The 22662-nt window shown below is 70.0% G+C and carries 17 protein-coding genes, 1 tRNA gene and 3 pseudogenes; 14 read left to right on the forward strand and 7 right to left on the reverse strand.

What is annotated here, in order from left to right:
• Window positions 1–288: 288 nt before the first annotated feature.
• Window positions 289–2655, forward strand: coding sequence for a transglycosylase domain-containing protein (locus tag Srubr_RS29800; protein WP_189997910.1), 2367 nt, complete (start codon window positions 289–291; stop codon window positions 2653–2655).
• Between the two features lie 249 nt (window positions 2656–2904).
• Here Srubr_RS29800 and Srubr_RS29805 read toward each other — a convergent pair whose 3' ends face one another.
• Window positions 2905–3372 (reverse strand): GatB/YqeY domain-containing protein, encoded by a 468-nt coding sequence (locus tag Srubr_RS29805; RefSeq protein ID WP_189997911.1) that lies wholly within the window; start codon window positions 3370–3372, stop codon window positions 2905–2907.
• Window positions 3373–3610: 238 nt separating this feature from the next.
• Here Srubr_RS29805 and Srubr_RS29810 point away from each other — a divergent pair, with 238 nt between their 5' ends.
• The 3 genes from Srubr_RS29810 (at window position 3611) to Srubr_RS29820 (ending at window position 5695) form a co-directional block, all read left to right on the forward strand.
• Window positions 3611–4537, forward strand: coding sequence for a metallophosphoesterase (locus tag Srubr_RS29810; protein ID WP_189997912.1), 927 nt, complete (start codon window positions 3611–3613; stop codon window positions 4535–4537).
• A 260-nt stretch (window positions 4538–4797) separates the two neighbouring features.
• Window positions 4798–5556, forward strand: a complete 759-nt coding sequence (locus Srubr_RS29815; protein ID WP_189997913.1) for a Pr6Pr family membrane protein — start codon at window positions 4798–4800, stop codon at window positions 5554–5556.
• 65 nt (window positions 5557–5621) lie between these two features.
• A tRNA-Pro gene (locus Srubr_RS29820) sits at window positions 5622–5695 on the forward strand.
• Window positions 5696–5766: 71 nt separating this feature from the next.
• Here the strand turns inward: Srubr_RS29820 and Srubr_RS29825 are convergent.
• The gene (locus Srubr_RS29825) at window positions 5767–6972 is read right to left on the reverse strand and encodes a site-specific integrase (protein WP_189997914.1); all 1206 of its coding nucleotides are present in this window, start codon (window positions 6970–6972) and stop codon (window positions 5767–5769) included.
• Between the two features lie 184 nt (window positions 6973–7156).
• Between Srubr_RS29825 and Srubr_RS29830 the strand changes: the two genes are divergently transcribed.
• From Srubr_RS29830 to Srubr_RS41065, 5 genes and pseudogenes are all read left to right on the forward strand, one after another.
• Window positions 7157–7321, forward strand: coding sequence for a hypothetical protein (locus Srubr_RS29830; protein WP_189997915.1), 165 nt, complete (start codon window positions 7157–7159; stop codon window positions 7319–7321).
• A 232-nt stretch (window positions 7322–7553) separates the two neighbouring features.
• Window positions 7554–8570: a P-loop nucleotide/nucleoside kinase family protein gene (locus tag Srubr_RS29835; RefSeq protein WP_189997916.1), complete on the forward strand. Its 1017-nt coding sequence runs from the start codon at window positions 7554–7556 to the stop codon at window positions 8568–8570.
• Between the two features lie 50 nt (window positions 8571–8620).
• Complete coding sequence (locus Srubr_RS29840; protein WP_229926882.1) at window positions 8621–9154, forward strand: guanylate kinase; 534 nt, start codon at window positions 8621–8623, stop codon at window positions 9152–9154.
• Window positions 9151–10020: an NAD(P)-dependent oxidoreductase gene (locus Srubr_RS29845; RefSeq protein WP_189997918.1), complete on the forward strand. Its 870-nt coding sequence runs from the start codon at window positions 9151–9153 to the stop codon at window positions 10018–10020. Before Srubr_RS29840 ends, Srubr_RS29845 begins: the two co-directional genes overlap by 4 nt.
• Before the next feature lie 416 nt (window positions 10021–10436).
• Window positions 10437–10661, forward strand: a pseudogene (locus Srubr_RS41065) (nucleotidyltransferase domain-containing protein); the annotation flags it as partial.
• A gap of 48 nt (window positions 10662–10709) precedes the next feature.
• Here Srubr_RS41065 and Srubr_RS29850 read toward each other — a convergent pair.
• Together Srubr_RS29850 and Srubr_RS41730 are read right to left on the reverse strand one after the other, a co-directional pair.
• Window positions 10710–11662: pseudogene (locus tag Srubr_RS29850) on the reverse strand (FAD-dependent oxidoreductase).
• A 10-nt stretch (window positions 11663–11672) separates the two neighbouring features.
• Window positions 11673–13117, reverse strand: a pseudogene (locus tag Srubr_RS41730) (carph-isopro domain-containing protein).
• On the opposite strand from Srubr_RS41730, the gene Srubr_RS29865 reads away from it, so the two are divergent.
• Window positions 13118–14038 carry a hypothetical protein gene (locus Srubr_RS29865; protein WP_189997933.1) on the forward strand — a complete coding sequence of 307 codons (921 nt, stop codon included), beginning with the start codon at window positions 13118–13120 and terminating at the stop codon, window positions 14036–14038.
• Window positions 14039–14436: 398 nt separating this feature from the next.
• Here the strand turns inward: Srubr_RS29865 and Srubr_RS29870 are convergent, their stop codons facing one another.
• Window positions 14437–14919: a hypothetical protein gene (locus tag Srubr_RS29870; RefSeq protein WP_189997919.1), complete on the reverse strand. Its 483-nt coding sequence runs from the start codon at window positions 14917–14919 to the stop codon at window positions 14437–14439.
• Between the two features lie 304 nt (window positions 14920–15223).
• On the opposite strand from Srubr_RS29870, the gene Srubr_RS29875 reads away from it, so the two are divergent.
• From Srubr_RS29875 to Srubr_RS29890, 4 genes are all read left to right on the forward strand, one after another.
• Entirely contained in the window at window positions 15224–15736 is a 513-nt protein-coding gene (locus Srubr_RS29875) for a toxin-antitoxin system HicB family antitoxin (RefSeq protein WP_189997920.1), read from the forward strand.
• 91 nt (window positions 15737–15827) lie between these two features.
• Window positions 15828–16670 (forward strand): DUF4097 family beta strand repeat-containing protein, encoded by an 843-nt coding sequence (locus Srubr_RS29880; protein WP_189997921.1) that lies wholly within the window; start codon window positions 15828–15830, stop codon window positions 16668–16670.
• A 133-nt stretch (window positions 16671–16803) separates the two neighbouring features.
• On the forward strand, window positions 16804–17781 hold the full coding sequence (locus Srubr_RS29885; RefSeq protein WP_189997922.1) for an ATP-binding cassette domain-containing protein: 978 nt from the start codon (window positions 16804–16806) through the stop codon (window positions 17779–17781).
• On the forward strand, window positions 17778–18569 hold the full coding sequence (locus tag Srubr_RS29890) for an ABC transporter permease (RefSeq protein ID WP_189997923.1): 792 nt from the start codon (window positions 17778–17780) through the stop codon (window positions 18567–18569). Before Srubr_RS29885 ends, Srubr_RS29890 begins: the two co-directional genes overlap by 4 nt.
• A 516-nt stretch (window positions 18570–19085) precedes the next feature.
• Here Srubr_RS29890 and Srubr_RS29895 read toward each other — a convergent pair.
• Together Srubr_RS29895 and Srubr_RS29900 are read right to left on the reverse strand one after the other, a co-directional pair.
• The gene (locus Srubr_RS29895) at window positions 19086–20858 is read right to left on the reverse strand and encodes an acetyl/propionyl/methylcrotonyl-CoA carboxylase subunit alpha (protein WP_203855089.1); all 1773 of its coding nucleotides are present in this window, start codon (window positions 20856–20858) and stop codon (window positions 19086–19088) included.
• Window positions 20859–21320: 462 nt separating this feature from the next.
• Window positions 21321–22574 (reverse strand): MFS transporter, encoded by a 1254-nt coding sequence (locus Srubr_RS29900; protein ID WP_189999007.1) that lies wholly within the window; start codon window positions 22572–22574, stop codon window positions 21321–21323.
• Window positions 22575–22662: the final 88 nt, after the last annotated feature.

The raw sequence follows: 22662 nt of genomic DNA on the forward strand, positions 1-22662 counted from the left end.
AGGGAAACAAGGCCGTTTCCCGGGAATTCCCGGCCGTGTCCGGAACGATCCGGGGTAGCCGCACGCAGGAATGGGTGACCGCACGGTTGTGACAGTCGAGAGCAGCTTAGGCCAATGCCTGTGCGCGTGTCCGGCGAATGGGGAGGCGGACATCCCCTCTTTGCGTGACCATGACGGAGGCCGGTGCCCCGGCGATCCCTCGGGGGATACGTCACGATCGGCACTCGGAACATCCCGAGAAGCGGTCGCTCCCTCGGAACGCTCAACAGTACGGATTAGGCTGCCCCCATGCCAAAGAAGCGCTCGGGCGGTGGTCTGTCGCCCATGCAGCAGGCCGCCAAGTTCCTCGGTGTCAGTGTGCTCGCCGGAGCCGTCATGGCGGGCATCGCGCTGCCCGCGGCCGGAGCGCTGGGCCTCGCGGCCAAGGGCTCGGTCAAGGGCTTCGACGAGATCCCGGCCGACTTGAAGAGCCCCCAGCTGAGCCAGCGCACCACCATCCTGGACAGCCAGGGGAAGCAGATCGCGACGGTCTATTCCCGCGACCGTACGGTGGTGGACCTCAAGGACATCTCGCCGTACATGCAGAAGGCGATCGTCGCGATCGAGGACTCGCGCTTCTACAAGCACGGTGCCGTCGACCTCAAGGGCGTGCTGCGCGCCCTGAACAAGAACGCGCAGGAGGGTGGGGTCGCCCAGGGCGCTTCCACACTCACCCAGCAGCTGGTGAAGAACTACTTCATCGAGGAGGCCGGCGACGACCCGACGAAGGTCGCCGAGGCCACCCAGCAGACACTGGGCCGCAAGATCCGCGAGCTGAAGTACGCCATCCAGATCGAGGACAAGCTCGGCAAGAAGAAGATCCTCGAGAACTATCTGAACATCACGTTCTTCGGCGAGCAGGCCTACGGCGTCGAGGCCGCCTCCCAGCGTTACTTCTCCAAGCACGCCAAGGACCTCAACCTCCAGGAGTCGGCACTGCTGGCCGGCATCGTGCAGTCCCCGAGCCGGTACGACCCGGTCAACGACGAGGCCGAGGCCACCAAGCGGCGCAACATCGTGCTCCAGCGGATGGCGGAGCTGGGCGACATCTCCCAGCAGGAGGCCGACGAGGCGAAGCGCGAACCGCTCGGCCTGCACACCAGCCGCCCCAAGAACGGCTGCATCACCGCGGTCAAGGGCGCCGGCTTCTTCTGTGACTACGTCCGCCAGGTCATCCTCACCGACCCGGTCTTCGGCAAGACGAAGGAAGCGCGGGCCAAGCTCTGGAACCGGGGCGGCCTGACGGTCCGTACGACGCTCGACCCGCAGGCGCAGGAATCCGTGCAGGACTCCGTCAAGGACCACGTCTACCGCAGCGACGCCGTGGCCACCGCCGCGACCATCGTCGAGCCCGGCACCGGCAAGATCCTCGCCATGGGCCAGTCCCGCCCGTACGGCGTCAACGTCAACGACGGCGAGACGACGATCAACCTGTCCGTGAACCAGGACATGGGCGGCGGCGCCGGCTACCAGCCCGGCTCCACGTTCAAGCCGATCGTCGCCGCGGCGGCCGTCGAGGGCGGCAAGTCCCCGGGGCAGGAGTACTCGTCGCCGTACGAGATGGCGTACCCGAGCCCGGTGACCGCGTGCGGCGGCAAGGTCTGGCGCAACGACCCGAGGCGGCCGGAGAAGCTGAAGAACGAGAACGACTCCGAGCGCGGCCCGTACGGCATGGCGGAGGCCACCGCGAAGTCGGTCAACACCTACTACGTGCAGCTGATCAGCGACATCGGCATCTGCCCGGTCATCGACATGGCCAAGAAGATGGGCGTGGCGCGCGCGGACGGCCGCAAGATCGTCCAGGCGCCCTCCATCGCGCTCGGCACCCAGGAGGTGTCCCCGCTGACGATGGCGAGCGCCTACGCCGCCTTCGCCTCGCGCGGCATGTACTGCACCCCGGTCGCCATCGAGTCGGTCACCCAGAAGATCGGCAGCGAGCAGAAGTCCCTTCCGGTGCCGAAGTCGACCTGCTCACGGGCGATGTCGGAGAACACCGCGGACACGATCAGCACGCTCCTCAAGGGCGTGGTCGAGGACGGCACGGGCCAGGAGGCCGGCCTCGGCAGCCGCCCGAGCGCGGGCAAGACGGGTACGACGGACGAGCGCTTCGCAGCCTGGTTCGTCGGCTACACCCCGAACATGGCGGGCGCGGTCTGGGTCGGCGACCCGCAGCACAAGCGCAAGATGACCAACATCACCATCGGCGGCGTCCCGCACGACAAGGTCTACGGCGGCGAGGTCCCGGGGCCGATCTGGCGCGACATGATGTCCGGCGCGCTGGAGAACAGGCCCGCTCCGGACTTCCATCTGGTCGACCTTCCCGACGACGGCCACGACGAGGACGACCGGGGAAAAGGCGACCGGGAGGAGACCGACGACCGCAACGGGGACACGACGGGGCGGACGACCGGGGGACTGATCGGCGGCCTGACGAACGGCGGCACCGCTGACGGCGGCACCACCGCGGGCGCCCTCGGCGGCTCCTTCCCGACACCGACGTTCTCCCTCCCCGAGAACTTCATCCAGGGGCAGGGGGATGGCTGGAACGGCGGGAACGGGGGGATCGGCGGAAACGGTGGCAACGGCGGCAACGGCCGCGGGGGCCGGGGGCACTAGGACGGGCCGGGTACGGCCGATCGTGTCCGGCGCCGGATGAGCGGGGTCGCACCTCTGGGAAGGGGTGCGACCCCGCGGCCGTAGAGACGCGGTACCTATGCGGCCGGCACTGCAGAAGGCCAGCTCTGGAGGACAGCGCACGCGGCCACCGGAGAGAAGGCCGCCCAGGGAGCCGGTCCAGAAGGAGGCCGGCCCAGAAGGAGGCCGGTCCAGCAAGAGGCCGGCTCAGGAGGAGGCCGGTCCGGGAGCTCAGCCCTGGAGGTGCTTCTTCACCGCGGCGGCGACCCGGCCGCCCTCGGCCTGACCGGCCACCTTCGGGTTCACGATCTTCATGACGGCGCCCATGGCCCGCGGCCCCTCGGCACCGGCCGCCTTCGCCTCGGCCACCGCCTGGGCGACGATCGCGTCCAGTTCCTCGTCGGACATCTGCTTGGGCAGGTAGTCGGCGAGTACCTCGCCCTCGGCCTTCTCCCGCTCGGCTTGCTCGGCACGGCCGCCCTGCGCGAAGGCCTCGGCCGCCTCACGGCGCTTCTTCGCCTCGCGGGTGATCACCTTGAGGACCTCGTCGTCGGACAGCTCCCGCTTCTCCTTGCCCGCGACCTCCTCCTTGGTGATCGCGGCGAGGGTCAGCCGGAGCGTCGAGGAGCGGAGCTCGTCGCGCCCCTTGATCGCGGCGTTGAGGTCGTCCTGCAGCTTCGACTTGAGCGTGGTGGTCATGGCCCGATTGTCGCAGGTGCGCGGTCACCCGTGCCTGCGCATTTAGCCGCGGGCGCGCGATCGCCCGGGTCCGCCCCTCATAACCGCCATAACCGTCGCTCGGCCGGGGCGGCCGTCCGCTCAGCCGGCGCGGCCGTCCGCTCGGCTGGGGGCGGCCGTCCGCTCGGCTGGGGGCGGCCGTCCGTTCGGCTGGGGCGGCCGGTCTCGGCGCGCCCAACCCGTCTGACACGATGGACAGATGCGCGCGCGATACGGAATCCCCCTGGGAATCGTGGCGGCCGGCACCGCCGGCCTGGTCTATGCGGCGGGCTTCGAGGCCCGTTCCTTCCGCCTCCGACGGGTCACCGTCCCCGTCCTGCCCCCGGGCATGCGCCCGCTGCGCGTGCTCCAGGTCTCCGACATCCACATGGTCGGCGGCCAGCGCAAGAAGCAGCGCTGGCTGCAGTCGCTGGCCGGGCTGCGCCCCGACTTCGTGATCAACACCGGGGACAACCTGTCGGACCCCGAGGGCGTCCCGGAAGTGCTGGACGCGCTGGGCCCGCTGATGGAGTTCCCGGGCGCTTACGTCTTCGGCTCCAACGACTACTACGGCCCCAAGCTGCGCAACCCCGCCCGCTACCTGCTGGAGAAGGCGAGCGGACGCCACGGGCTGAACGGCAACGCGCCGGCGGTGGGCGCGATCCACAACCCGTGGGAGGACCTGCGGGACGGCTTCGACGCGGCGGGCTGGCTGAACCTGACCAACACGCGGGGAACCCTCAAGATCGAGGGCGTCTCCATCGAGATGACCGGCCTGGACGACCCGCACATCAAGCGGGACCGCTACGCCCGGGTGGCCGGCGGCCCGTCAGAGGGGCACGACTTCTCGATGGGCGTGGTCCACGCGCCGTACCTGCGGGTACTGGACGCGTTCACGGCGGACGACTACCCCCTGATCCTGGCCGGCCACACCCACGGCGGCCAGCTGTGCATCCCCTTCTACGGCGCCCTGGTCACCAACTGCGACCTGGACACGGACCGCGTGAAGGGCCTGTCCACGCACACCGTGGAGGGCCGTACGTCCTACCTCCACGTCTCGGCCGGCTGCGGCACGAACCGCTACACCCCGGTCCGCTTCGCGTGCCCGCCGGAGGCGACGTTGCTGACGCTGGTGGAGAAGCGGTAACGGGCCGGAGGGGGCCCCGGCAGCCCATTCGGCCGACGCTCGATGACGGAAGGCCGGGACGCCGGAGCGACCGGATGACGGAGAGACCGGGGTAACGGAGAAGCCGGACGACGGAGACACCGGGGTAACGGAGAAGCCGGGACGACGGAGACACCGGGGTAAGGGAGAGACCGGGACGGCGGAGAGGCCGGTGATCGTCCCGTAACCCACCTGGCCCAATCCGTCTGGCCGCCCCCCTCCCCCGCTCCTAGCGTGAGGGCATGACCGCCCCGATACCCAGGGACATCCCGGACCTGCCCGCGGTCCCGGGCCCGCCCGTCCTGCTGCCCGCCCCCGTCCCGGCCACGGCGGTGGTGGCCCCGGTGCGCCGCCCGACGGCCGCGGTGTTCCGTCTGCTGATCGCCGTGACGGCGGCGGTCGGGGTCGCGCTGGAACTACTGCTGGGCGGTCCGGCCCGCATGCTGAGCTACTTCAGCGTCCAGGCCACCGCGCTGCTGGCCGTGATCACGTTCCTGTCGGCGACGAGGGCCTGGCGGGCCCGCCGCCCGCTCCCGCCGGCGGTGACCGGCGCCGCGCTCCTCTACGTCGTGATCGGCGCCCTGATCTACCACCTGCTCCTGGCCCACACGACGCCGCCGTTCTCCATGACCGGCGCGACGACGGCCCCGGAACGCTGGCACGCCCAGTGGACGGCGCTCCAGATTCTCCACGTACTGGTCCCGGCGGCGGCGGTACTGGACTGGCTGCTGCTCACCCCCGCGGCCCGCCTGCGCCTCCGCCAGACCGCGGCCTGGCTCCTGTACCCCTTGGCCTACCTGGCCTTCACCTTCATCCGGGGCGCGCTCCTGTCACCGTCCGCCCCGTCCCGCCACCTCTATCCCTTCCTGGACGCGACGGCCCACGGCTACCGCGGCACCCTGGCGAACGCCCTCCTCCTGGGCCTCGGGATCTACGCCCTGTCGGTCCTCCTGGTGGCCTTGGACCACACCCGCCCGACCCCGACCCGCCACCGCCTCTGAACCGGATTTCGTCTACAGCCCCCAGTGGGCTAAAGTAAACGTCGTCGCCGCGAGAGCAGCGACACCGGGGTGTAGCGCAGCTTGGCAGCGCGCTTCGTTCGGGACGAAGAGGTCGTGGGTTCAAATCCCGCCACCCCGACGCTGGACAGAGGCCACATACGAATTGTCGTATGTGGCCTCTGTCGTGCTCAGGGGGCCAACCGAAGTTGATCAGGCCACCGCGTCGCCCTCTTCGTCGTCCTCCGCGTCCTCCTCTTCCTGATCTTCGGCGAAGATGTCATCCATGGCCTCGGCGCCCTCTGTGATCACGGGCCTGAGCTGCTTCCGGTAGACCGCTTCCGTGGTGGCCTGGCTGCTGTGGCCGACCAGGAGCGCGATGCGCTCCAGAGGGATGCCGTGATCGGAGAGCAGTGACACGAAGCTGTGTCGGAGCTCTCGGGGGGTCCACTCCGGCTTCAGACCCGCCTTTTTCACGATGGCCTTGAAGTCGCGCCGGACATTCGCGGCATCGAGCGGCTCGCCGCTCCGAGTGGTGAAGACACGGCCGGTCGGGCTCCACTCCATCCCGCGGGATGCACGCTCCTGCTTCTGCCATCGCTTGTGCTCTTCGAGCACGTCGACCACCTGCCTCGGCAGGGCGATGGTCCGACGGCTCTTCCTGGTCTTGGTCTCGCCGTGCTTGCGTACGGAACGCCACACCGCGACGTGAGGCGGGATACCTTCCTTCGGCTCCAGAAAGGCGTGGTCCCAGGTGAGTGGTCGTGCCTCTTCCGCGCGTACGCCGCTGAGGAGCGAAAGCACTAGGTAGGCGTACAGGCGAGACGGACGGGCCGCGGCAAGAACGGCCTTCGCCTGCTCCAGGTCGAGCGCCTTACTCGGCCGACCGGGACGGCCCTCCGGCACGGTCACCAGCAGCGCGACATTGCGGGCGGCCTTGTCCCTGCGCTGAGCGTGTGCGATGGAGCGGCGCAAGATGGCGAGCAGGTCACGCAGGCTCCGGGTCGCCAGCACTTCCGCCCTGTCGTCCAACCAGTCGTCCACGTCGTCCGCGCTGAGATCCTTCAGCTTCGCCTTACCGATGAGCGGGATCAGGTGCTTGTTCGCCATCGAGCGGTTCTTGCCGATGGTTCCCTTCTCGTCGCGCCCCTTGAGTCCGCGCTCCAACCAGTCGTTCACGGCGTCGGCCACGGTGTAGTTCGCCGGCGACTTGACGCCCGCCTGGACCTCCTTCTTCAGGTCCCGGATCTTCTGCCGGACCTCGGTCTTCGTCTTGCCGTACACCTTCGGCCGGCGACGCTTCCCGTTCGGGGCGTACCCCAGGGAGACCGCCCCGACGTATCGGTTCTTGGCCGCGTCCCAGTAGATGGTGTCCTCCCCGTGGCCAGCCCGGCGGGCGCGCTGCGGGGTGTCGGTCATGCTGTGTTGAGCCTCCATAGGGCAGGGCCGCGCCCCGATGGGCGCGGACCCTGCGCAATTGAGTGATGAGAGCTTCAGGCGGCAGCCTCCGCCTCGCGCTTGAGCAGTTCGACGTACCGCTCGATGTACTCCGGGGGAACGAGGCGGCGACGCGATCCGGCAGCTCCGGACCGACGGGCTTGCGGTGAGCCACCAGGGCAAGGGAGCGTTCCTCACCCGTGACGCCACCACGGCCGCGAAGCTTGCGGACCCGGTCGGCGCGATCACAGAGCTGCAGGAGGAGGTCGCCCGGCTTCGGACCGAGGTCGGCGACCTGCGGGAGCGCGTAGCAGCACTCGAAGGCAACTGACCTCCGCCGCCCCTCACCCGACCCGCCATGGCCGCAGTAGTGAGACATGAACACCTCCTCGCTCGGACGTGTCCTATTTCACTGCTGCGGCCTACAAACCTGTATCACGTCGCCCTGGCTGACTGAGACTCACAGGATTTATACATCCGCTTACACATGCTCTATCGCTGTTTTCATGGGCCTAGTCGAACCGCTACACTCGCGACTCCGGCTAGCTATCTAGGAGGGGTAGATGGCTCGGAAGCACCCGGATTGGAATCCCGATCTTCTGCGGCAGCACAGAGAAGAGATCGAGCTACCCCTGGAAGAGACGAGGGAAAAGCTCCGAGAAATTGCGGAGCGGCACGGCTTCAACATTGCGGCCAACTTCCAGACGATCTGGGGCCACGAGAAAGGCTCGGTATATCCCGGCCCTCACTACCGTCGGGCATATTGTCGCCTCTATCGTCGGAACGAAGCCCAATTGGGGTTCCGCCGAGCACTGCCCGGAGAGGATGCTCCAATGGAGTCCGTCCCCGTACCCGCGCCCAGGAATCCAGCACTTCCCGACCAGCCTCAGGCGGTTCGCCAGGCACTCAGCAGCATCCGCGAGGGAACGCAGAATGTCGACAGCGGCACTCTGATCAGCCGTGTAATGGACGCATGGAAGCGTCGCACGACCGGCGGCTCCCTCGACGGACCGTCCGTCGTCCTCGTCGGCGGCTTCGCTGGCTCTGGCAAGTCTGAGTTCGCCAAGTTCCTCGGCGGCCTCACCGGGTGGCCCATTCTCGGCAAAGAATCACTCACTCGGCCACTGGTGGATCAGCTCTTGGTCGCGCTTGACGGAGAAGCAAATGATCGAAGCTCAGACCTGTACCGAGAAAAGGTCCGGCCGCTCGAATACCGATGCCTCATGGAGGCGGCTTGGGACAACGTCGACTGTGGCATTTCCACGATCCTCGACGCCCCGTTCATCTCGGAGTTCTCGCAGGCCGAATGGATGCAGCGCTTTCACAATCGGTGCCGCTCCAAGCGCGTATCCGTGGCGACCATTTGGGTTGAGTGCGACCCGGAGTCGATGCGTGAGTACATCGAGTTCCGAGGCGCCGCCCGCGACGCCTGGAAGGTACAGGCGTGGGATGAGTACGTGGCCGACTTGGACCTCACGCTGCGACCGCAAGGACCGCACTTCGTCGTCGACAACCGCCTCGGCGCCGCCGTCGCACTCGTCGACGAAGCCAGGGACGTGCTGAGCGGGGGCGGACTGTGACCTCATCTGGAGTCATCCTGTACGGCCCGCCGGGCTCGGGTAAGGACACGGTGTCGGCAGAGTTCTCGCGGCTGCGGCCAGCGTTCACCCTCTTCCAGCGACTCAAGGCTGGCCCCGGACGTAGTACCAGCTACCGCCTTACGACCGCCGAGCACATCGAAAACCTGGCGCGCTCCGGGGAACTGCTCTACCGGAACGCGCGCTACGGAGCCGAATACGCCATCGATCGCGGCGAGGTGTCGGCTTTGCTCGCCGCGGGACGCATCCCTGTACTGCACATGGGCCAGGTCGCCGGCGCACGCGCCGTTGAGGTGTTCCCCACGCACTGGGTCAAGGTGCTGCTGTGGTGTCCCGAGGAGACCACGCGGGCCCGGTGCAGCCGTCGCGGTGACAAGGACGTCGACGCTCGGCTCAAGGTCTGGCACGAGACCCGGCAGGACCTCTTGAACCACGCGGGTGAACCGTGGTCTCTCGTGATCCGTACCGATCAGGTCACCGCTGCTCAGGCCGCGCAGTCGATCGACAAAGCGCGGGCGGCCGGCGTGGCCGCCCAAGTTCGTGACATTCGGGGGCTGGTCGGGTGACCGTCGTCGGCATCCTGCACCCCGGTAGCATGGGCGCCGCGATCGCGGCTCAGGCCAAGCAGAGCGGGGCCAAGGTCGTCTGGTGTCCTTCGGGCCGCAGCTCGGCGAGCAGCGAACGCGCGGGGAAGTATGGACTTGAGCCCGTCGGCAGTCTCGCGGCGATGGCCGACCAGGCCGACATAATCCTGAGTATCTGCCCTCCCGCTCACGCGGTGGAAGTCGCCGCGGCGGTGGCCGCTCAGCCGTTCTCCGGCGTCTATGTCGACGGGAACGCGATCTCCCCGGCGACCATGGACCGCATCAGCACGCTGTTCGACCAGAGCGGGGCCACGGTCGTTGACGGCTCGGTGATCGGCTCCCCGCCGTCAGCCTCGAAGTCCACCCGCCTGTACCTTGCTGGCCCGCGTGAGCCAGTGGCCGCGGTGGCGTCTGTCTTCTCGGGCTCGGCGGTGCACGTACGTCTGCTGCCGGGCCCTCTCGGCCAGGCGTCCGCACTGAAGCTGTCCTACAGCAGCTATCAGAAGGCCAGCCGCGCGCTGGCGGCAGTCGCCCACGCCCTGGCCGCCGAGCATGGGGTGGAAGAGGAGCTGGACGAGATCGCACAGGGCCGGACGACCAGCTACCTCGCCGAGACCGCGTACTTCCCGAAGGTCGCGGCTCGGGCGTGGCGGTGGGCTCCCGAGATGGAGCAAGTGGCCCGCGCGCTCGATGAGGCGGGGTTGCCCTCGGAACTGGCGACAGCTTCGGCCGGCGTGATGGAACGGTGGGGTGCTCTCAGGGACACGCCCATGACGGTGCCCCAGGCCCTTGCTGCCTTGCACACGCGCGCGAGCAGCCAACAGGCAGGCCCAGAGACCGAGCGATGAGGGTGCGCCCATCACCTTGGTGACGGCTGTCCACCGCCCCATTGCCGCTGGCGCGGGGGGCCAAACGGGGGGTCAAATGAGGCGAACCCGCGAGGACGCTCCCGGACTGTAATGGACTGCCACGCCGCCCAGGGAGCAAGCGGGACAGCGCCGTTCCAAGGTCGCACAGGCACGGAATCGCGTTCGGGACGAAGAGGTCGTGGGTTCAAATCCCGCCACCCCGACGCCGTAGTACCAGGTCAGGGGCCTGATTCACTAAGTGGATCAGGCCCCTGAGTGGTTTCCGGGGACCGTTTGGGAGAAACCTGGGAGAAGATCTTGGTCGGCTTCTCCCAGGGGGTGGCCGGTGAGGCCGTCTGAAGTGCGACGGCTGAGGGCACTCGGACCTGCGCGTTCGTGAATGCCTGTGCGACGCAACCGGTGAGCTGGCACTGGCCGTTGGCGCCTCGTGGAATGGCGATGGAAAGTGGCTGGCACGCCGCCTTGAGACGACCGCGCCAGGGCTCAACACACGCCTCCACCACGGCCTACAGGAGGCACTGGACGGGAGAGTCGAGCCCCTCGTGACCGTCGCGGACGAGGTGCTCGGGCAGACCGGTGGCCGATTGTGGATCGGCTACCAGCGTGCCGGGGCGCCCTGAGCGATCCCGCGCTGCGGACGTCGCAACGTCTGTGCCTCCACATGCAGATCACGCGATCGACAGCAAATCCCGAGTCTCCTCGGCGCACCCCCACGACAGCGTGACGCCAGCACCGCCATGCCCGTAGTTGTGCACGACCACAGTGCCGTCCTCCCCCACCTCTTCCTCCACACGAACCGTGGCGCGGGTCGGTCGAGCGCCGACCCGGTGCTCCAGGACACGGGCCTCGGCGAGGCGGGGCTCGACCTCGGCACAGCAAACGAGGATGCCGGCCGCCGCCTTGTCGTCGGGAGCCAGATCGCATTCGCCGTCGATCGCTGTGCCGCCCAGGACGACAGTGTCGCCGTGGGGGTAGAAGCACAGGAGGTCCGGGGAGAGGCCGGTGTCCTCGGAGAAGAACTCGGTCAGCCCGGGGTTGGTGACGACGACGTGCTGGCCGCGGATGGGCCGGAGGTCAGGGTCCGGGACCAGGCCGCGTGCCCCGAGGCCCGCGCAGTTGACGATTGCCGAAGCCGGACCGGCGTCCGAGAGCGAAGTCAGCCGTCGCCGCTCGACCACACCCCCGGCGTCGCGGAGCCGGCGCAGGAGGTAGTCGAGGTAGGTGGGCATGTCGATCAGTGGCACGGTGAACCGGTAACCCGCCGTGAACCCGGCCGGAAGTTCGGCCCGCTCGCACGGTCGGAAACCCGGCAAAGTGGTGGCCCAGTCCGGCGCGGCTTCGGCCGTGCGGGATGCCTCGATGCCACTGGTGAGCCGGACGCCCGTCGCCGGGTCCTGGGCCAGTTCCCGGAAGATCTCCAGGGACCGTTGCCCCCACGGGTCGACCTTGTCCTTCGGCTCGACCAGGTAAGGCCCCACATCGCCCCGGCCGCCAGCGACGTGCCCCCCGGCACCTGCTCGGCGATCACGTGCACCGAAGCCCCGGCCTCGGCGAGAACGACGGCCGTGGTGAGCCCAGCCACCCCAGCCCCGACGACGACAACGCACTCCCCTGCGGTCACGAACCTGACCCTAACGGCCGGGTTGCGTCGATGGGGCGTGTTGGGCGAGGGCGTTCTCCAGGGCTGGCAGGAAGCCGCGCACGTGAGGGTTGCGCTGTCGGCGACGGAGGTCGGCGGCAAGCTGGTGGAGCAGTGCCGCGCTGCGAGGCGAGCGGACGACATCAAGGCGGTCGGCGGCGATCTGGCCGATCTCGCAGGCTGCCTCCAGGTCTCCGTGCGCGCTGTGGCCCAGGGCCAGCCAGGCTCCCTCGAACAGGGCTCGGCGCTGGCTTGGGTCGCCGCGCGGGACGTCGTACGCCCCGATCTGAGCATCTCGGTCCCCTGGGCGAGGAAGCGGCGGCTCTTCTTTCCGCTCTCCGCCTTCTGCTGAGCACGACCCATCTGGATGAGGCCGTAACCGGCCTGACAGTCCAGGTGGTTGTCGGTGAGGAAGTACATCCAGCGGGGCTCTTCTTGGCCGCCGTCCCGGCCTGCGACCAGTTCGCGGGCAGCGCCACGAGTGTGGGCGAAGTCGTTGTCACGGCCGGCGGCGGCGTACGCGTAGGCGAGCCGGGACAGGACGGACGCCCGGACAGCCAGCGGAGCGGCGTCACTCGCACGGCGGGCGGCCTCTCCGAGGGCGATGGCGTCCGCGGGGTGTCCTCGACTCGCCGCCTGGAAGGACAGGTCGCCCAGGATGTGGGCACACAGGGGAAGATCATTGACCTGATGCGCGGCCCGAAGCGCCGTGACGAAGTAGCGCTGCGCCAGTCCGTGGTCGGCCGCGTCGAAGGCCATCCAGCCGGCCAGCTGACCGATCTCCGCGAGCGCGCGGATCAGACGGCTCCCGACAGCCGGAGAGTGGCCGCCTTCGCGAATCAGCAGCCCGACAGCCCGGAACTGGGCTCCGACATAGGGCAGATGACGTGCCCCTCCGTGCTCGTCATCGAGCAACTGGAGCATGGGGAGATGCTGCTCGACCTGGTCCACGAGCGGATCGGTGCCGAGTGACGACGTCATCCGAGGCGTGTACTGACCACGTCCCGCGGCGCCGTCGAGGTACTGGGCGACGATCGCGAGGAGTCCCGCGCCCGAGATCGCGAGGAACCGGCGACGGTCGACAAGCCCTCCCATCACCCAGTCCTCCACGATCGCCTCCATGCCCTGCGCGGTCCAGGGTCGCGCGAGATCCGTGTCCGCGGGGGCGAGCGCTGACGAGTCGCCCACACGGCCCTGCCACAGTTCGGCCACCGAGACATTCCTACCCAGCTCCTGGGAGAGCACGTAGGCGGCCATCATCGGCAATGGCGAACGCGGCAGGGAGCCGGCGTCCCGCCAGTGGTACGGCGCCGACTCGGCCACCGTCCCCGCGCCGAACACTCGGGTGAGCTTGCGAGCGAGCGCCTTCGGGCTCCACCCGAGTTCGTCGAGGCACCCCGCCAGTACGACATTGGGCTCGCCTGTCTGCGGTGCCACGTGCGACCACCCTTTGCCATCGCCCGGCGCCAGCACGAGCACCGTGAACGCACAGTCAGCCGGCTCTCCGCCGTCCTCGCGTCGGGGCTGCTCCCTGATGAACTGGTCGAACTGACCACGTATTACCAGGCGAAGGCTCAGCGGGACCTCGGGCGGACCGACGATTCCCGTCGCGGCATGCAGCGTGTCGCCTCCGCCGGCGGTCGGCTCGCTTCCGCCGCTCGGCGGGGTCTGGCGCACCTGAGCCGAGTGTCCGGAGATTTCCCGGAGGTGGTGGAGGCCGCCGGGAGGCTGGGCTGGGCCGGGCGGCACCATCGGGTGCTGGGGGACGTCTGGTGGGTGCAGGGAGACATGGAGCGGGCGGCGGTCGCGTATCTGGCGGCCCGGAGTGAGGCGGAGGAACACGGTGCGGTCGGCGAGACCGCCGTGGCCCAGGCCCATCTCGCCTTCGTCGTGTCCTTCGTCGACCCGCTCCGGGCCGATGACGAACTCGACCTCGCGAGCCGCCTGCTGTCGCCCCTGAGTCTGCGCTCCGACGAAATGACCGCTCACATCGCCACGCTCGTGCGCGACGCGGGATTCGCCGCGGACCTGCCTGACCGGGCGGCCGTCCAGCTCGCGGAAATCGGCGTCTCCGGCATCTCCTACGCCGCGGCCAAACTGCAATTGGCCCTGTGCTTCCACCACGCGGTCGTTGATGCCCGGGACGACCTCGCGGCTGACATCGCCCGCTTGCGCGAGCTCACGCAAAACGGCTACTACGCCTACTACGTCGAAATCGCGCACTTCATGGGCGACCTCCCACTCCCCCCGAACACCGTACGAGCACGATGGATCGACGGGGAACGACAGACCCGGGAACGATGGCGCAACATAGTACTGAGACGCCGCGATCATGTCGGCACGGATTCGCTTCCGTGACAGACCGGCGCGACGGTCAAGGACGGCACCCTGGCACATCAGAGGGGCGACGACGGTACACACGCGAGCAGGTCAGGCGGGCACTGCACCCAGCACCTTCCTGGCCTCTCCGCGTCTCATGTACCGGGCGCGGCAGAAGACGTGCAAGAACTCGCCGACGGGCGGGGGAAGAAGGTCTTCGCGGTCGCGCACGACACGTACGGTGGCGGAACGGTCCTCATGGACGAGGTCGGCCGGTTCTTCTCTCGCGAGACCATCACCCAGGCGGCGGGCCCGGCCCGTCCGGGCCGTCCTTCGACTGGGGGACTGAAGGAACGCCCCGCAGGGACTGGACACCGCCTCGTTGTGGGCGAGTTGGCTCGGCGTTCCGGCTCTGGCGGATCGGGTACGGCACGCCTTCAGGTGCCCCAGCCGCGTGTCGGCCGGTGCCCCTGTGCCCACACGGCCCGCAGGTCCTCGCACTGGATGGTGATCGACGCGTCGGTGAGCGCGATCTCGTGCCGGCAGCCGCCGTTTCCGTCGGGGAGGATCTCGTCGAGGAGTACGGTGTCGACGCTCATCCAGTCGATCGAGTGGTCGTAGTCGATGGCGAAGTGCCGCACGCCCGAGTAGCTGATGCGCAGGCCGAAGTCGTGCTTGAACGCGTTCGGCGCGAAGTCCAGGACCAGTCCGCCGCTCTTGTCGGTGGCGAGGTGGATCCCGGCCAGCTCCAGGTCCTTCACGCAGCGGGTGGCGCCCGGGATGTCGTAGTGGCCGGGGTCGGTGGCGAAGGTCCGGGCGCCCGGGGGCAGGCCGGCGCGCAGCCGCGGCAGCTCGGCCAGGTAGGCACTCGCGTCCACGTGGAAGCCGCCGTCGTCCCAGCCGGCCGTGACGTACTCCATGCCCACCCCTTCGCCATGCCATCCCTGGTGCCCTGGTGCCGTGGCTATCGAAGTCTGCCGGACGTGCAGACAGACCTTCATCCCCGCGCATCTCGGCGCCTGCTTGGCACCAAGTGGTGTCACTGTGGCGCCGGATGGTGGTGTCGCCCGGCCCCGCAGGACGCCTTGACACCGATTGGTAGGGCTGTCGAGTCGCTTCAGCACCTGGTCTGACCTGGGCGTATACGGAGTCGGCGCCACTCATGGCCCCACTAATGGCACCACAGGGTTGCTTATGGCGCCACGATGGTGTCATGATGGCGTCATGGACCTCACGCCCTATGTCGAAACCCTCCGCCGCGAACTCGCGGTGGCCGCTGAAGCCGGTGGGGAGGATGCCCGGGAGCTGGCCGAGAGGCTGACCGCTCCGCTGGAGTCGGCGGCTCGGCTGACCATGCTGAACGTGCTGTCCGCCGCCATGGACGAAGTCACCCGGGAACTCGCCCCGGGCTCGGTGGACGTGCGGCTGCGCGGGCTCGACCCGGAATTCGTGGTGGCGCTGCCGGCCGTCGAAGCCGGGGGCCCCGCGGAGGCGACCGCGCCCGTCGAGGCCTTCAAGGCGCCGGCCGAGGGGGACGAGGGCGGGACCGCCCGCGTCAATCTGCGGCTGCCCGCCCAGCTCAAGGCCCGGGCCGAGGAGGCCGCGAGCCGCGAGGGGCTGTCGGTCAACGCCTGGCTGGTGCGGGCCGTGTCGGCCGCGGTCGACGGTGGCTCCAGGCCGCGTACGCCGGAGAAGAGCCAGACCGTCGGACAGCGCTTCACGGGCTGGGTGCGCTAGCCGCACCCCGCCCGCGCCACTTCACCTCACTTCACTCACACCGCGTCCCACCTGCGGGGACGTTCCCAAGACTCACGAGGACGGGACAGCCATGCCTTCTTTCGACACTCCCGAACCGATCTCGGTCACCGCCCGGGTGGACGCCGGCTCCATCCAGTTCACCGCGAGCGACCGCCTCGACACCGTGGTGGAGGTGCGGGCCCGCAACCCGAAGAAGGACCTGGACGTACGGACGGCCGACCAGACCGAGGTCTCCTACGCGAGTGGGGCGCTGACCATCCGGACGCCCAAGTCCAACCTGTTCGGCCGCTCCGGCGTGGTGGACGTGACGGTCGAGCTGCCCGCGGGCTCCCGCGTCGACATGACCGGGGCCTGGACCCAGGTGCTCGGCGAGGGCCGGCTCGGCGAGGTGCGGGTGAAGACCTCCTCCGGCGATGTCCGCCTGGACGCGACCGGACCGCTGGAGCTGACCGCCTCGCACGGCTCGATCACCGTGGACCGGGTCGCGGGCCGGGCCGAGATCAGCACCAGCACCGGCAGTCTGCGCGTCGGCCTCCTCGACGGCCCGGCCGTGCTGAAGAACTCGCACGGCGGCACGTCCGTCGACGTCGCGACCGGTGCGCTGCGGGTGAGCAACGCCAACGGCGACATCGAGGTGCGGCGCGCCGAGGACTCGGTCACCGCCACCACCGCCCACGGCACCGTGCGCGTGGGTGACGTGGCCCGCGGCACCGTCCAGCTGGAGACCTCCTACGGCGCCATCGACCTCGGCATCCGCGAGGGCACGGCCGCCTGGCTCGACGTCAGCTCCGGTGCCGGGCAGGTGCGCAACGCGCTCACCGCCTCCGACGCCCCGGACACCGCCGAGGACACCGTCCAGGTCCGCGCCCGCACCCGCTACGGCAACATCGACATCCGCCGCGCCCGCAGCTGAGCACCGGGCCACGGCCCGCCGGCTTCCCCGCTCGCTTCCTCTGCTTCCCCGCTTGTCCTCTGCTTCCCCGCTTGCTCCACCACTCCATCCGCTTCCTCGGCTCGAACGGGAGGGCTCCATCGACATGTCTGTCATGCCCACGTCCAACACGGAGCGGTCGGCCGCCGCCATCTCCGCCGTCGGGCTCCGCAAGTCCTACGGCGACAAGACCGTCCTGGACGGCCTCGACCTGCACATCCCCGCCGGCTCCGTGTTCGCGCTGCTCGGACCGAACGGCGCCGGCAAGACCACCACCGTGAAGATCCTCTCCACGCTCGTCACCGCCGACGGCGGGCAGGCCCGGGTCGCGGGCCACGATCTCGCCGCCGCACCGCAGGCCGTGCGCGCCGCGATCGGGGTCACCGGGCAGTTCTCCGCCGTCGACGGGCTGATCACCGGCGAGGAGAACATGCTCCTCATGGCGGACCTGCACCACCTGTCCAAGCGCGAGGGGCGGCGGGTCGCCGCCGGGCTGCTGGAGCGGTTCGGACTGGCCGAGGCCGCCAAGAAGCCCGCCCAGAGCTACTCCGGCGGCATGAAGCGCCGTCTGGACATCGCCATGACCCTCGTCGGCTCCCCGCGGATCATCTTCCTCGACGAGCCGACCACCGGCCTCGACCCGCGCTCCCGGCACTCCATGTGGCAGATCGTCCGCGAGCTGGTCGCGGACGGCGTCACCGTCTTCCTCACCACGCAGTACCTGGAGGAGGCCGACCAGCTCGCCGACCGCATCGCCGTGCTCAACGGCGGGAGGATCGCCGCCGAGGGCACCGCCGACCAGCTCAAGCGCCTCGTCCCCGGCGGACACGTGCGGCTCCGCTTCGCCGACCCGTCCGCGTACCGGTCCGCCGCCTCCCTGCTGCGCGAGGCCACACCGGACGACGAGGCACTGGCGCTGCGCGTCCCCAGCGACGGCAGCCAGCGCGAACTGCGCTCCCTGCTCGACTGGCTGGAGGCCACCGGCATCGAGGCGGACGAGCTGACCGTGCACACCCCCGACCTCGACGACGTGTTCTTCGCCCTCACCGCCGGCGCCGACCAGCCGGCCCTGTCCCCGGAGGATGTCCGATGAGCTCCCTCTCCCTCGCCGTGCGCGACTCCTCGACGATGCTGCGCCGCAATCTGCTGCACGCCCGCCGCTACCCGTCGCTGACGCTGAACCTGCTGCTCTCGCCGATCGTCCTGCTGCTGCTCTTCGTCTACATCTTCGGTGACGTGATGAGCGCGGGCATCGGCAACGGCGGGGCGGACCGGTCCGCGTACCTCGCCTATCTCGTCCCCGGCGTCCTGCTGATGACCATCGGCAGCACCACGATCGGCAGTGCGGTGTCCGTGGCCACGGACATGACCGAGGGCATCATCGCCCGCTTCCGCACGATGGCGATCCACCGCGGGTCGGTGCTCGTCGGGCACGTCGTCGGCAGCGTGCTCCAGTGCGTGATGAGCGTGGTGCTCGTGGGGGCCGTCGCGGTGGCCATCGGGTTCCGGGCCACGGACGCCACCGCCCTGGAGTGGCTCCTGGCCGTCGGACTGCTGACGCTCGTCTCCGTGGCGCTCACCTGGATCGCGGTCGGCATGGGCCTGTCCAGCCCGAACGCCGAGGCGGCCAGCAACAACGCCCTGCCGCTGATGGTGCTGCCGCTGCTGTCCAGCGCGTTCGTGCCGGTCGACGCGATGCCGGGCTGGTTCCAGCCGATCGCCGAGTACCAGCCGTTCACCCCGGCCATCGAGACCCTGCGCGGACTGCTGCTCGGCACCGAGATCGGCCACAACGGGTGGCTGGCCGTCGCCTGGTGCGTCGGGCTGGCGGTGCTCGGCTACGTCTGGTCCACCTCGCTCTTCGCCCGCGAACCGAAGTAACGGCCGTCCCCGCTGACGCGTCCCGCTCCGGGGCGGTGTACGTCCGGCACCACGCCGGCGTACACCGCCCCGGAGTCGTTTCGTACGGCCCCGGGTGACGTCACGGAGCCGCCGTCAAGGAGCCGTATGCGGGCGTCAGGGACGTGTCATGGTTCCCGGTTCCGGCTTGTCCGGGGTGCGCGGGACGGCTTCGATGGACGGCGTGAACAGCGCCCGGCTCCTCCCCGGCCGGCCGCCGGGTCCCGCTCGCCGGCCGAGTCCGCTCGGTCATCGAGTCCCGCCCGGCCGCCGTGCCATGCGCCGGCGCTGACCGGAAGCGCCCGCACCGGGCGGACGCCGTGTCCCGTCGGCACGGCGCGTCCACCGGTGTCGCGTCCCGCCGACGCCGGCTTCCGTGGCCCGAGGGGCGCCGAGCGGCTCCGGCGCCCCTCGGCATCCCCTCGCGGCGCGGGCATCCGCGCACGCTCCTGACCGACCTGGAGAGGGTGGTACCCCCTCGCCCCGGCCTCGATCCCGTCAGTCCTTGATCTCGCAGATGGCGGCACCAGGGGTCAGGGAGGCGCCGACTTCGGCGGTCAGGCCCTTGATGGTGCCGGCCTTGTGGGCGTTGAGGGGCTGTTCCATCTTCATGGCCTCCAGGACGACGACGAGGTCGCCTTCCTTGACTTCCTGGCCCTCCTCGACGGCGATCTTGACGATGGTGCCCTGCATGGGGGAGGTCAGGGTGTCGCCGGAGGCGACGGGGCCGGACTTCTTCGCCGCGCGCCGCTTGGGCTTGGCCCCGGCCGCGAGCCCGGTGCGGGCCAGGCTCATGCCCAGGGACGCCGGGAGGGAGACCTCCAGGCGCTTGCCGCCGACCTCGACCACGACCGTCTCACGGGCCGACTCCTCGTCGGCCTCGGCATCGGCCGGGGCGGTGAAAGGCTTGATGTCGTTGACGAACTCGGTCTCGATCCACCGGGTATGGACCGTGAACGGCTCGTCGGAGCCGGTCAGTTCGGGGGCGAAGGCGGGGTCGGTGACGACCTTGCGGTGGAAGGGAACGGCGGTGGCCATGCCCTCGACACGGAACTCCTCCAGCGCGCGGGCGGCCCGCTCAAGGGCCTCCTTGCGGGTGCGGCCGGTCACGATCAGCTTGGCCAGCAGGGAGTCCCAGGCCGGGCCGATGACGCTGCCGGCCTCCACACCCGCGTCCAGCCGCACACCCGGACCGGAAGGTGCCTCGAAGGTGGTGACGGTGCCGGGGGCGGGCAGGAAGCCCCGGCCCGGGTCCTCGCCGTTGATCCGGAACTCGAAGGAGTGACCGCGCAGCACCGGGTCGTCGTAGCCCAGTTCCTCACCGTCGGCGATACGGAACATCTCGCGCACGAGGTCGATGCCGGCGACTTCCTCGGTGACCGGGTGCTCGACCTGCAGGCGGGTGTTGACCTCCAGGAAGGAGATCGTGCCGTCCTGCCCGACGAGGAACTCACACGTGCCCGCGCCCTCGTAACCGGCCTCCTTCAGGATGGCCTTCGACGCCCGGTACAGCTCCGCCATCTGCTCCTCGGACAGGAACGGGGCGGGGGCTTCCTCGACCAGTTTCTGGTGGCGGCGCTGCAGGGAGCAGTCACGGGTGGAGACCACGACGACGTTGCCGTGCTTGTCGGCCAGGCACTGCGTCTCCACATGCCGCGGCCGGTCCAGGTACCGCTCGACGAAGCACTCGCCGCGGCCGAAGGCGGCGACGGCCTCGCGGACGGCGGAGTCGTAGAGTTCGGGGACTTCTTCGAGGGTGCGGGCGACCTTCAGGCCGCGCCCGCCGCCACCGAAGGCGGCCTTGATCGCGATCGGCAGGCCGTGCTCGCGGGCGAAGGCCACGACCTCCTCCGCACCCGACACCGGGTCGGGTGTACCGGCGACCAGGGGGGCGCCGGCACGCTGGGCGATGTGCCGGGCGGCGACCTTGTCGCCGAGGTCGCGGATCGCCTGCGGCGGCGGGCCGATCCAGATCAGACCCGCGTCCAGCACGGCCTGCGCGAACTCGGCGTTCTCCGACAGGAAGCCGTAACCCGGATGGATCGCGTCCGCGCCGGATTGCTTGGCGGCCAGCAGCACCTTCTCGATGTCCAGGTAACTGGTGGCCGGGGTGTCACCGCCCAGGGCGAACGCCTCATCCGCGGCACGGACGTGCACAGCGTCCCGGTCCGGGTCGGCGTAGACGGCCACGCTCGCGATCCCGGCATCCCGGCAGGCCCGGGCCACGCGGACAGCGATTTCGCCACGGTTGGCGATGAGCACCTTGCGCAGACTCATTTCGAGATCCCTTCCCCGGCGCACCGCACCGGCGCCAACAGTGACTGCCACCCGTTCCCCATCCGTACCACCCTGGCGCCCGCGCCGATGCCGCCCATCCGGTGACCTCGTCGCGGAATCCGGTGCGCTGGAGCGGGGGGGGTCCACCGGTGGCCGACGGCGGCGCGCGGTCCTACACGGTGGGCCGGGCAGGACGTAGGAACCGGGCGGCCCGCCGGCTGTGCGAGGCCAGGAATCCGGCGTCGCGCTCCAGTCGGCACCAGGTCCTGTTCGTCCGTTCGTCCGTACGCGTGCGCGCGGAATGGAGCCGGGGAGCCCCGGCCGACGGGGGTCGCGCAGGCCGTTTCGCGCCTGCCGCACGGCCGGGCACTCGCCGACTCCCTCTCCGGCGCGATGCGTCGACGACGCGACAATCGCTCCGGGAAAACCAGCGCCTGTTCGAAAACCAGCGCTTGTTCAGTTCCGGCGGACGGGCCGCTGACCAGCGGACACCTCCTGGGCCCCGGCCGGCTCCGGCTCCCCGGCTCCCGCCCCGGCCCGTTCGGTGCGGGCGGCGGCGGCCGTGACCAGCGCCGCGGCCACGGCGAACGCGGCGCCCGCCCAGGCGATCCACACGGCGCCCGCCGCGCCGAGGATCCCGGCGCCCAGCGCGCTGGACAGCGAGATCGCCAGGTACATCACGGCGGCGTTGAGGGAGACGGCCAGGGGTTCGCTGCCGGGGCTGGCCAGCGCCATGACGCGCTGCTGCTGCGGCGCGGTCACCGACCAGGAGGCGATGCCGCACACCGCCGTCAGCGCGATGGCCGCCGGGTAGGAGGAGCGGATGCCGGCCATGGCCGCGAACACCACCGTGAGCAGCAGCGTCGCGCCGATGACGACCGTGCGCGGCCCCTTGCGGTCGGCGAGCCGGCCCGCGGTGAGGTTGCCGGCGGTCCCGGCCACGCCGAAGACCAGCAGCAGCACGGCGACCTTGCCGCCGTCCCCGCCGGTGGCGGGCTCGAAGACGGCACTGATGTAGGTGTAGGGCAGGTAGATGCCGATGAACGCGACCAGCGTGCCGGCCAGCACCATGGCGACCTTGCGGTCGGCGAGCGGGGCGAGGCGCCGGCGCAGCTGGGTCGGGCCGCCGAGAGTGACGTCGGGCAGCCGCAGGGCGATGACCGGGGCCACCACCAGGGCGAGCGCGGTGACGAACCACATGGTGGCCTGCCAGCCCAGCGCCTCGCCGATGACGGTGCCGAGCGGCGCGCCCAGCGCGAGCGAGGCGGTCAGCCCCACGGTGACGATGGCGATCGCCCGGCCCCGGTGCTCGGGTCCGGCCAGGGTCGCCGCGGTGGCGCCCGCGTTGGGGGTGAACATCGCGGCGCCGGCCGCGGCGATCACCCGGGACGCCAGGACCAGCGCGTAGTCGGGGGCGAGGGCGGTCACCACGTTCCCGACGGCGAACACGCCGAGGCCCGTGATCAGCACCGTACGGCGTGACCAACGCGCGGTGAACGCGGCGAGCACCGGGGAGAGCAGGGCGTAGGCCAGCGAGAAGACGCTGACGAGCTGGCCCGCCGCGCCCACGGAGACATCGAGGGAGTCACTGAGGTCGGGCAGCAGACCGGCGATGACGAAGGCGTCGGTGCCGACGGCGAACGTGCCGAGCGCGAGCACACAGGCGTGGGTCCGCCAGGCGCGCCCCTGCTGTGCGGCGGGAGGGGTCATGGAAGCACCTGAGTTTCGATGAGCGTCGGGTATGTCGACGCAGATCGTAATAGAGGTTCGATGTGTATCGTAGATGTCGAGCGACATC

It is taken from the genome of Streptomyces rubradiris (genome assembly GCF_016860525.1).
Classification (GTDB): domain Bacteria; phylum Actinomycetota; class Actinomycetes; order Streptomycetales; family Streptomycetaceae; genus Streptomyces; species Streptomyces rubradiris.